This is a genomic window from Sphingobacterium kitahiroshimense, assembly GCF_025961315.1.
GTDB classification, from domain to species: domain Bacteria; phylum Bacteroidota; class Bacteroidia; order Sphingobacteriales; family Sphingobacteriaceae; genus Sphingobacterium; species Sphingobacterium anhuiense.
This window is the reverse complement of sequence record NZ_JAOQNK010000001.1, coordinates 2,864,895-2,875,572: the sequence shown is the minus strand read 5'-3', so window position 1 is coordinate 2,875,572 and position 10,678 is coordinate 2,864,895. Positions and strand designations below refer to the sequence as shown.

Sequence of the window (10,678 nt, the reverse complement as noted above, 5' to 3'; positions counted from 1 at the left end):
ATTAACATGTGATCTATTGACTTTTGCATGTTAAAACTCTGGTATATATTTAGTTAATAGAAATCTAGCGATACAGAACCTGAAGAAGTACGGGCATCTATTTTTTTGCCACCTCCATTAATTGCACCCTGAGCTAAAGATCTGTTAGATCTGCCAGAAAAATTTTGAGCGGACGGAAGATTGACACGTGAACCTTTTAGGTCGACGTTATATTTTCCTTCTGGTACTTTAATCTTCACGCTGCCACCAGATGTAGCTAATGTAATGTCATCCGACATCCGCTTCATATCCATAGTAATACTTCCGCCACTTGTATGTGCATCAACTAATCCTTCTAGATTCTTACCATTAATTGATCCGCCACTTGTAGCGATACGGATATTACCAGAACAATTATCCAGATTTATAGATCCTCCAGAAGTGTTGAGCTGTATATCGCCCTGACTGTTGCTAGCAGTGATACTGCCACCTGAAGTCTTACCTGAAATATTTCCTGCTAACGATTTAATTTGTAAACTTCCACCCGAAGTTCGGAATGTTTGCTTGCCATTTAGTGCATTCAGCTGTATACTACCTCCTGAAGTGCTCAGATTACTGTTGACAGACTCAGGAACTGTTACATAAAAAGCAACAGAAATCGAACTGTTACCATTGTTTCCTTTTTTACGTTTAGCAGATGCGGTCAATTTTCCACTTTCTAACTGGATGACAACGTCATACTCTTCATGCAATAATTTTTCTAAATCCGCTGATGAATTGAGTAAGTTTCCGTTGCGAGATACCCAGACTTCAACCGAACCAGGTTGGTTATTAGACCCGGTTACTTTAATTGCCCCGGCCGATGTGCTGACTTCGAGATCTTTAATTTTGCTGTTCTGAAAAGTTTCTTTCCGTACCATTTTTTGACCGAAAGAAACCTGTACCAACAATAGTAATAATGTGGTTTGAATAAATCTTTTCATATTCGTGTTTTTATTAAGATATTAATTGGCGTACCTTATTAAGGTCCAATCACAATGTATTCACTAAAACACACAATCATTTTGCCATTCTCCTTATCAATTAGTAGTCAGTGATTTGTTGTTTTTATTTTAAAAATTACCTGTTCGCTATTGAACAGTTTACGTTCGGTTTTGAACAATAATGAATCTCAATCCCGCAACAAATACAGCTGGTGATCAGAAAATTCCTATTCATTTCTTAAACTCTCCACGGGATTTGTATGGATTACCTTTAACGTTTGCAAGCTGATTGTTGCCAAAGCAATCAGAATAGCACATCCACCAGCAATAATAAAATATATCCAACCGATGTCGATACGATAATTAAAGTCCGCAAGCCATGTGTTCATGGCCCACCAGCCAATAGGTGTGGCAATGACAATAGCGACTAATACAAGTTTCATAAAATCTTCCGATAATAATTTCAATAAGCGCATATCACTTGCCCCTAAAACCTTTCTAACACCAATTTCTTTAGTTCGCTGTTGCGTGATATAGGTGACCAGTCCAAAAAGACCCAGTGAAGCGATAAAGATGGCGATAACTGCAAAGCAGGTGAAAATATTTTTTGTTCGCTCTACATCTTGATATAATATTTTAAAACTCTCATCCATAAAGCTATAATTGATCTTTTGATTTGGACTAAACTGATCCCAGACTTTTGCTATCGCATTCAGTGTCTCATCCATATGTTGCGGTTTTACCTTAATAGACAACAAAGAAGGGCTATCCCGGAGTACCAGACCAACCGGAGCTGTACCTTCACCTTTGAGCGATTCGAAAATAAAATCATCGACTACCCCTAAAATCGTCCATGTTTCACCATTCGTAATCTTTGTGCCGATTGGATTCTTAATTCCCATTTCTTTAACCATCTGTTTGTTAACGATGATTCCCATGCTGTCCGAGGCTATCTGCGCATTGAAATTGCGGCCTTCAGCCATTTCAATTTCAAAAGTAGCCAGATACTCTTGATCGACTCTCCAAAACTGACCCTGAGTTGCAAGATCAAGTTCACGTCTTCCATCTAACCAAAACGCGTTACCATTTCTTTTTGCACCATCTATCGGAACCGGAAGATAGTCGCTAACGGAAATATGATTTACGGTAGGAATGGAAGTTAGTTCATTTTTAAATGGACCAAGCTGATCGCCTATTACATTTAGACCTCGAAGTACAATAACCTGATCCTTGTTAAATCCCAGATCTTTTTGCAGCATGTATTGAATTTGCTGATGACTGATCAATGACCCAACGATTAAAATAATCGATGTTGTAAATTGAAAAATGACTAAACCATTCCGCAGCAATGAAGGGTTTGCATTATTAACCAGTTTATTTTTTAATGCCGTGATAGGTCTAAAACCCGAAAGATAAAGTGCTGGATATGTCCCTGCGATGCTACCGATCAGAATAGCCGACATGAATAAACAAGGTATAAAATACCATGTGAACCACGGAATTTCAATTGATTTATGAGCGATATTATTAAAGACAGGTAGTAATAGGTGAGCGATGAGTATCGCTAAAAATAGAGAAATAAAGCTATAGCTTAATGCCTCCGTCATAAACTGACTGATTAGACTTTTTCGGTTAGATCCAATTGTTTTTCGGATACCGATTTCTTTTGCTCTAGTTGTGGCATTGGCAGTCGATAAGTTTACAAAATTGATACAAGCTATCAGTAGGATAAACAGAGCTACCGATGCAAAAGTCCACACCATGCGAATATCACCGCGATTTAGTGTCGATACTTGATCATCTTCGATATCAGATGAATGTAAATGAATGTCTAGAGCATTTTGAAGACTGATCTTAATTTGATGGACAATAGGTCCTATTTTTCTTCCCGCTTTTATCAGTTCCGGAATGTAATGGCCAGTGATGTAAATTTTATTAATCTCTTTTTCAACAAGATCTATATTTGCCTGTGGAGTCAGTTTGATATAAATCGTGTAATTATTGCTTGTCCATTTGTTCTGTTCACCAGGGTGAAATGGTTCTCCGGCCAGGGACATAAAGAAACCATATCCAGATAAGGTCGAATTACTGGGAATATCATCGATGACCCCTGTAATGGTAAAAGCCTTTGACTTATTGTTATTGAGATAGATCTGTTGACCAATAGGATTACCCTTAAAGTATTTAAACGCTTTACTTTTGGTCAGTACAATGGTATTCGGTTTATCTAAAGCATGCTGTAACTGACCATATTGAATCGAAGATGGAAACATATCCAATATGGATTGGTCGATATAGACAAATCCATCATCATAATGACTATCGGGCAAATTATTAATCGAAAGCTGATTACTACCTGCTCCTAATTGCGGATTTGGGAGTATTCTCCCGGAGTTCTCTATGGCAGGAATTTCCTCTTTTAATGTTCTAGCTCCAGGAGCAGAAAGCGATACCCAGCGATTGATTTTATTTCCCTCTGGAGCTTGGACAATGAGACGATAAACACGATCCATTGACGGATAAGACTTGTTGTAACTTATTTCATGTTTGATGTAGAGAACGATCAGTACACAAATTGCAATACTAAAAGCAAATCCGCCAATTTTAATACTGGAATAAAACTTATTCTTTGAAATATTTCGCAGGGCAATTTTAAGGTTATTTACCAACATAACAACAGTATTTATTTACATAGCCATATCCTATCATGATAATAGTGGGGGCGTAACTTATAGAGACAATTGTGTTGCCAAATAGTTATATCGCTGTTAATGAGTTTATTGCAGTTGTTTTTGGTAGATTATATTTGTACGGAAATGAACAGTTTCCGTTCGCTTCCGTACAAATACTTTAGTCAGGATCTAAAAACCGATCGGTTATATTGTCATTGGACAGGTCCGATCATTTTATTTTTATTATTCAGGCTCTTTCAAGCGTAGGTCTTCACATAATTTAAGCATCATCTCATTTGGATCACTATCCGTTGCCAGAGCAATAAGATACATTTCATCTAACCGCAATTTTGCTGTATCATTCATCGTTAGTTCATTGATACGTGCTTTACTTAGTCCCGTCTTGCGTGCCACCATAGATTTATTGACGGATTTCTTTGCTAAAATCTCTCCAAGTTTTGTCATTATAATACTATTTACTGTCTGCTCATCTGTATAGATAAAAATACAAAATGTTGTATTTAAATATACAATCATTGCGAATATTGCCAGTTATTCGGTTTGTTTGTATAGAATATGTATATAAATAAATTAATGAATGAGAAAAACTTAAAGGAAAAACTGATAATTAGAAAAAACTTATGTTGACAAGAAGGAAAATTTCTACATAAGAAGAATGTACATAATAGATGTTATAGTAAAAAAATGCCGGCTGTCCATCATCGAACAACCGGCATAACATAAACATATTAATCTCTTAGAAGAGATTTTAAACAAACACTAAAATCCTTTATTATATTTTATCACGAACTTTACTCATCGCGTAGACTATCTACAGGATTGGTTCGAATAACCTTCAACGTTTGGTAACTGATTGTAACGGTAGCAATAAGGATAGCCGAAAAGCCTGCCAATAAAAAATATAACCAGTTTATCTCAATGCGATAGTTGAAGTCCTGTAACCACGTATCCATAGACCACCACGATATAGGAACAGCAATAACGATAGCAATGAATACCAGTTTTATGAAATTGCTAGATAGCAGTTTTAACAAACTAATACTACTTGCACCCAATACTTTTCGGATACCGATCTCCTTTGTACGCTGTTGAGTGATATATGTAGCAAGGCCAAATAAACCTAATGAGGCAATGAAAATAGCGATAAAGGCAAAGCTTGTAAAAATATTTTTTGTACGCTCAACATCCTGATATAAACTTTCAAAACCTTCATCTAAAAAACTATAATTGATCTTTTGATTGGGAGAAAATTTATCCCAGACTTTAGTAATCTGTGCAAGAGATTGATCTATCTGACCAGTTTTAACTTTTATAGATAGGAGGGAAGGGCTGTTTCCAAGAGCTAAAGAAACTGGCCCAGACTCCTCTTTTAGCGATTCAAATATAAAGTCGTCCACCACTCCAATGATAGTCCAGGACTTACCGTTATTGATTTTGGCACCGATTGGATGAGTAAGTCCCAATTGTTCCACAAGCGTTTTGTTAACAATAGTAGCCGAACTGTCTGAAGCCAATTTGGGATTGAAATTGCGTCCTTCAGACAAGCGCAACTCAAATGTGGATATATAAGTATCGTCCACAAGCCAGAATTGCGATCCTCTAGCAAGTTGCACATCTTTATTATCATCAAGTGCAAAGGAATTTCCATTTCGTTTCACACCATCAATAGGTACAGGAAGGTAGTCTCCCACAGAAACATCAGAAACGTAAGGAAGTGATTTTAATTCATTCTTTAGACTAGCTAGATCCTGAGATAAAGTGGTGATGCCACGTAATACGATGACCTGATCTTTACTGAAACCCAGATCTTTGTTTAAAATAAAATTAACCTGTTGATTGGCAATAAGTGCACTCACGATTAAAATAATAGAAGTTGCAAATTGAAACGTAACAAGACCATTGCGTAATAACGAACTTTTTGGAGTAGAATCCTGTTTATTTTTTAATGCTGAAATAGGTTTGAATCCCGATAGGTAAAGTGCCGGATAAATACCGGCTAAACTTCCAATAAACAGCAAAGAAACAAGGAGTGTCGGAATAAAATACCAGCTAAATATTGGAATCTCTAAACTTTTATTAGCCAGATTGTTAAATAATGGTAATAAGATCCAAGCTAACAAAAGGCCGATGATCAGTGAAATTAAACTATAACAGATAGCTTCGACCATAAACTGACCAATTAAAGATTTTCTGTTTGAGCCAATGGTTTTACGAATACCAATTTCTTTAGCTCTTGTCGCCGCATTTGCGGTAGAAAGATTGATGAAATTGATACAGGCGATCAGTAAGATAAAGGCCGCAATAGATGCAAATGCCCATATCATCTTAATATCTCCCCGATTTAATATCGAGACTTTGTCATCGCGGATACCCGTAGAGTAAAGGTGTATATCAGAAGCATTTTGTAAATACATTTTTACCTGACGAAACCAAGGTTTAATGCTTCCACCTGCTTTTTGCGTCTCAGGGATTAGATGACCATCTATATATACTTTCTGAATAATACTTTGCGTTTGCTTGGGATCACTATTTTCTCTCAGTTTGACATACACAGTGTAATTTGTAGCCATCCAACTATTTTGCTCACCTGGATATAAAGGCTCACCTGCTAAAGACATGAAAAATGTGTAGCCATACAGCGTAGAATTGCTTGGGATATCATCGATAACAGCGCTAATCGTATAAGGCTTTGATTTATCATTGTTCAGATAAATCTGTTGACCTACAGGATTATCCTTAAAATATTTTGAAGCTTTACTTTTGGTCAGGACGATAGAATTTGGATTATCCAAAGCATGCTCTAATTGTCCATAGATCATGGGCGATGGAAACATTTCCAAAATAGACTGATCCACGTACACAAATCCATCGTCATAATAGTTTTCCGGTCCAGATCCCAATGTTAATTGATTACCTCCAGCCCCAAAAAGCGGATTGGGCAATATCCGACCGGATTGTTCCACTGACGGGACTTCCTCTTTAATTACTTTTGCCGCTGGTGCGGTCAAAGATAAACCTCTCATCACATCATCCCCATCCGGAATTTGTGATACAATACGATAGATCCGGTTTACATCTGGATAAAACTTATTATAGCTCGTCTCATGTTTAATATATAAAACAATTAAAATGCAGATGGCAATACCAAAGGCAAAGCCGCCAATCTTAATACTGGAATACAGTTTATTCTTTGTGATATTCCGCCAGGCGATTTTAAGATTATTGATCAACATAATAATTGTTTTTATTTCACAGGGTCCTATCAATATAGTATTGGACATACATCTGAAAACAATTGCATTGCCAAATATTTATGTATTTGATTTGTAGTTGTTTAGTTGTTTTTTCGCAGTTGAGGTTTGTACGAAAATGAACAGTTTTCGTTCGTTTTCGTACGAATGCGCTTTAAGATTTTAAAATATTCCTAGGCTATGTCCATTGTAAATATCGATTATGAGATTATTATGTTGATCAAAATTTTTCAATGAGATGTCTAGATTTAACCTGATCAGTACTTGTCATTAGTTTGTTAATGAGTGTTTTAGCGTGGTAAATAGAACTGTAGTCATTGATTTTACCTATTTACTAAAAATACATGGAGGGTTGTTGCTATAAACATCTTTTAATATATTATTATGTATAGAAAAAAATATAGAATGAATTATTTATCTATACAATCGTTTTGAATATTGCTTATTGTTATGTTTATTTGTATAGAATAACTATATAAATTTATTTAATTATGGAAAAGAAGGAATTCAAACCAATAATCAAAGTGTATTCAATCCACTGTAGTGAGATTGAAATCACCATTATCTACCGCATGATGCTACTACGGACAGCAAAACATTTATCAACAGAAGAAGTTTCATTTTTAATGGGTAAAGAGCATGATTTTATTGAAAAAATAGAGACTTTTAAAATAAAGAGTGTCTATGCGCATGATCTTTACATATTTACACAGGTGTTAGATTATAATGCCGGAGCAGCTTACCCTAAATCTGTTGATGTTGATCATCAAAAGTTTGACTATGACATGTTTGTAACTATTTGTAGTGATCGTGTAATTTATGAGCTCAAACAGTTGGATGAAAACAAGAAAGCTATCAAAACCATCTTCTTGTTAATAGATTCAAGACATGATATTGATTGCTTTAATAATTCAACAGCTACAAAAATTGAACAATTAAGAAGTCTTATGCGACAGTTGTTTGTAGAAGGTTATTTTACAGAAGAAAGAATCGCTTATGAAATACTTAATAAATGTCAAAATTCTATCGATACATCTATATCTCCTAAAAATTTGATGTTGGTTTTACAAGATTATTTAGATAAGAAGGAAGACTATCATTTAGAGCAAAAGATATCCAGTAAAAAGAACTTTTCTGGATTTGCGTATTTACAGATAAATAAGGTGAAATCTTAAATAGAAGCAAGAAACTATGAAAAATAGGAGTAAGCTAAGCTTATGACAATTTAGATTAGCATTTTAAAACCTTAAGCCGTAGGAGCACACCAATTATAAACCGTCCATCTCTCAGTCGGCTTACTTTTCTTATTTGCACCTCCTACGGCTTTGTTTTTTATTCATCCCTTAACTTCTCAATTGGATTGAATTTCGTAGCTCGGTATATAATACCGATAATCAGTGTACCCAGCAATAATGCTAAAAACCCCAATGGGAGCAGGTATGTCACTACATCGATAACAATACGATTGTTATAATTCTGTAGCCAGACATTCATCATCACATAACTGGCAGGTATAGTTACCAATAAAGCCATAACAAAAATTAGATAAAACTCTTTCGAAAAAAGTAAAATTAAATGCATCAAAGAAGCACCAAGCACTTTGCGTACACCGACTTCTTTATTACGCAGGTTGATGGATAATGTAATCAACCCGATGATGCCCAAGGCGACGATCAGTAAAGATGCAATAGTTGCAATCTGGGAGGCACGTTGCAATTGCAGTTCTGTTTCATATAATTTTTGGATGCGGTCATCTGTAAATTGATACTCAAACGGTGCATCAGGAAGGAGTTCTTTCCATTTTTTTTCCAAAGCCTCCATAGATGAAGACAAAGAACCATCCTTTAAACGGATACTCAAAAATCGGAATTGTGCAGATCTGGAAATATTGATCCACGCTATTGCCGTAGCTTCATCGTTCATGGAGTTTGGAACGAAGTCTGCTGTTACCCCAGATATCATGACAGGAACGTTAGCTTCTCCAAAACCGATGGTTCGGCCAATAGCCTCTTCCGCCTTTGTAAACCCTAAAGCGAGCAGTGCCTCTTTATTAATGACTACATCAGGATTTTGGTCATTTTGTGAACTGTTAGGATTTAAAAAATGACCCGCTAATAGCTGGATCTGATACGTTTTTGCAAAATAAGAATCAGACATAATGATCTTAGAGTGCACTGTTTTTTCCGATTTCGTGTTGAAAAGTGATTGATTATTGCCTCCTATAAAGCCAGGGATCTCATAAGAAAGACTAATGGACTCTATTTGTGGAAGTCTTTGGAACTCATCTCGCGTCGTTTCCATCTTTTTAAGCCCCTGTTCAGTCCAGTCACGGGGTACCTGAACGTTCAATACCGATTCTTTATTATAGCCCAGCTCACCATTTATAAATAGATTAATTTGTTTCGATATAATGATTGTAGCCATTAGTATAATGACAGCGACCGCAAACTGTGTGAAGATGAGTACACGACGAACGGCCTGCTTGCCGTTACCTTGTGTAAACTTATTTTTCACAGACTGTAGAATGTCATTGCCTGAAAGTTTGATTGCTGGATAGATACCTGCTAAAAGACCAACAATACATGCAAATAAGAAAAGTAAAATATAAAAACTAAAAGGTAGTGCTGTCAACGATGGTAACTTGCGCATAAAGATTTCTTCAAAAATAGGACTTAAAAGTACATAAATAGGAAGACTGATCGTGACAGCAATCAGCATGGTTGTCATGTATTCGGCTATCAACTGGGAAATGATCTGTGAACGGGAAGAACCCATCATTTTGCGAATCCCGATCTCTTTCAATCGGGTAATGTTTTGACTGATGGTGATATTGATGAAGTTAATGATGGCCATCAACAATACGAAGCCTGCAATCCATAATAAAGTAGCAATCATTTTGCGGACAGCTCCCTTATTATCATCTAGAAAGTAACTTTTCAAAGGCTTTAAATCCGGGGCATAGTTTGTTGAAAACTCACCATCCGTATTGCGCTTTACCAGATCCTGGATAGGAATAGCGAGTTGCTCAGGCGTAACACCTTTCTGTAGCTCAATAAATGATGCAATATAAGGGTTTTGCCAGTTGTCGATAGACCTTCCAAAATACGATTCACTCGCTATCGGTAAAAAAACATCGGACTTCATGGCGTCATTTAATTGCATGACGGAGTTTTGAGTATTTTCTTTGATTACACCTGTAATGGTGAAGGGTTGCTTATCGCCTTTGAAGTTTTTGATTTCAAGTGTTTGACCCAAAACATCTATTTTTCCAAAATACTTTTGAGCAGCTTTTTCTGTGATGACCACAGTGAAAGGCTTCGTTAATGCAGTTGTTGAATTTCCAGCAAAAACCTCAAAACCAAACATATCCAGTAATGTCGGATCGCCTAAAACTGTCCCTTCTTCAAATATCTGGTCGCCATGGGAGACAATACAGGTCAAACCGTCGATGCGGTAATAATTTGCCACCAATTGTGGATACTCTTCTTTTAAAGCTTTTGGCAAAGCACCAATACTTGTTAGTGGGATGCCGAAACCTTCTTTCTTATAATTACTTTGTAATATATATTGTTGCTCTTTGTTGCGAAGTTCACTATTGACCTGATGCACTTCCCAAACATATGCGCCGACCAGTATGACGAAAGTAATACTGCAGATCAAACCCAAAAGATTGATTAAACTTTCATACTTACGTTTTATGATATTGCGCCAGGCGATTTTGATATTATTCTTTAACATAGCTATATTTTTTACCGCAGCGCTAAGCTTCGGG

The 10,678-nt window shown here is 36.3% G+C and carries 6 protein-coding genes; 1 reads left to right on the top strand and 5 read right to left on the bottom strand.

Features of this window, described 5'->3' with window-relative positions; translation table 11 throughout:
- Positions 1-53 precede the first annotated feature (53 nt).
- The 4 genes from M2265_RS12735 to M2265_RS12720 all read right to left on the bottom strand — a co-directional run bounded on the left by M2265_RS12735 (position 54) and on the right by M2265_RS12720 (position 6,888).
- Complete coding sequence (locus tag M2265_RS12735) at positions 54-962, bottom strand: DUF4097 family beta strand repeat-containing protein (RefSeq protein WP_132773457.1); 909 nt, start codon at positions 960-962, stop codon at positions 54-56.
- Between the two features lie 227 nt (positions 963-1,189).
- Positions 1,190-3,634, bottom strand: coding sequence for an ABC transporter permease (locus tag M2265_RS12730; RefSeq protein WP_132773459.1), 2,445 nt, complete (start codon positions 3,632-3,634; stop codon positions 1,190-1,192).
- Between the two features lie 243 nt (positions 3,635-3,877).
- Positions 3,878-4,099, bottom strand: a complete 222-nt coding sequence (locus tag M2265_RS12725) for a helix-turn-helix domain-containing protein (RefSeq protein WP_031289462.1) — start codon at positions 4,097-4,099, stop codon at positions 3,878-3,880.
- Between the two features lie 347 nt (positions 4,100-4,446).
- The gene (locus tag M2265_RS12720) at positions 4,447-6,888 is read right to left on the bottom strand and encodes an ABC transporter permease (RefSeq protein ID WP_132773461.1); all 2,442 of its coding nucleotides are present in this window, start codon (positions 6,886-6,888) and stop codon (positions 4,447-4,449) included.
- Positions 6,889-7,397: 509 nt separating this feature from the next.
- On the opposite strand from M2265_RS12720, the gene M2265_RS12715 reads away from it, so the two are divergent.
- Positions 7,398-8,081 carry a hypothetical protein gene (locus tag M2265_RS12715; RefSeq protein ID WP_132773463.1) on the top strand — a complete coding sequence of 228 codons (684 nt, stop codon included), beginning with the start codon at positions 7,398-7,400 and terminating at the stop codon, positions 8,079-8,081.
- A gap of 157 nt (positions 8,082-8,238) precedes the next feature.
- Here the strand turns inward: M2265_RS12715 and M2265_RS12710 are convergent, their stop codons facing one another.
- Positions 8,239-10,644, bottom strand: coding sequence for an ABC transporter permease (locus M2265_RS12710; protein ID WP_132773465.1), 2,406 nt, complete (start codon positions 10,642-10,644; stop codon positions 8,239-8,241).
- Between the last annotated feature and the right edge of the window lie 34 nt (positions 10,645-10,678).

Coding starts and splice junctions, on each gene's coding strand:
- M2265_RS12735 (WP_132773457.1), bottom strand. CDS start 962: ATGAAAAGATTTATTCAAACCACATTATTACTATTGTTGGTACAGGTT.
- M2265_RS12730 (WP_132773459.1), bottom strand. CDS start 3,634: ATGTTGGTAAATAACCTTAAAATTGCCCTGCGAAATATTTCAAAGAAT.
- M2265_RS12725 (WP_031289462.1), bottom strand. CDS start 4,099: ATGACAAAACTTGGAGAGATTTTAGCAAAGAAATCCGTCAATAAATCT.
- M2265_RS12720 (WP_132773461.1), bottom strand. CDS start 6,888: ATGTTGATCAATAATCTTAAAATCGCCTGGCGGAATATCACAAAGAAT.
- M2265_RS12715 (WP_132773463.1), top strand. CDS start 7,398: ATGGAAAAGAAGGAATTCAAACCAATAATCAAAGTGTATTCAATCCAC.
- M2265_RS12710 (WP_132773465.1), bottom strand. CDS start 10,644: ATGTTAAAGAATAATATCAAAATCGCCTGGCGCAATATCATAAAACGT.